The sequence below is a fragment of the Streptomyces hyderabadensis genome (genome assembly GCF_020404845.1).
In the GTDB taxonomy this organism is placed as follows: domain Bacteria; phylum Actinomycetota; class Actinomycetes; order Streptomycetales; family Streptomycetaceae; genus Streptomyces; species Streptomyces hyderabadensis.
This window is the reverse complement of sequence record NZ_JAIOJZ010000153.1, coordinates 1-530: the sequence shown is the minus strand read 5'-3', so window position 1 is coordinate 530 and position 530 is coordinate 1. Positions and strand designations below refer to the sequence as shown.

Below are 530 nucleotides of genomic sequence, written 5' to 3'. Positions count from 1 at the left end.
CTACGACGTCTCCGACTACACCGCCGTGCTGCCCGAGTTCGGCGACCTCGCGGACTTCGTCGAGTTCATCGACGCCGCCCACCAGCGCGGCATGCGCGTGATCATCGACTTCGTCATGAACCACACCAGCGACCAGCACCCGTGGTTCCAGGAGTCCCGCAAGAACCCCGACGGCCCCTACGGCGACTACTACGTCTGGGCCGACGACGACACCCGGTACGCCGACGCCCGGATCATCTTCGTCGACACCGAGGCGTCCAACTGGACCTACGACCCGGTCCGCGGCCAGTACTACTGGCACCGCTTCTTCTCCCACCAGCCGGACCTCAACTACGAGAACCCGGCCGTGCAGGAGGAGATGCTGGCCGCCCTGAAGTTCTGGCTGGACCTGGGGGTGGACGGCTACCGTCTCGACGCCGTGCCCTATCTGTACGCCGAAGAGGGCACCAACTGCGAGAACCTCCCCGCCTCCCACGCCTTCCTCAAGCGGGTGCGCCGCGAGATCGACGCGCAGTACCCGGACACCGTGC

At 66.6% G+C, this 530-nt stretch carries 1 protein-coding gene; it reads left to right on the top strand.

Annotated features, from left to right (window positions below; translation table 11 throughout):
• Positions 1-530, top strand: a 530-nt coding sequence (locus K7854_RS37315; protein WP_264088205.1) for an alpha-amylase family glycosyl hydrolase, incomplete at both ends; no start/stop codon positions are given.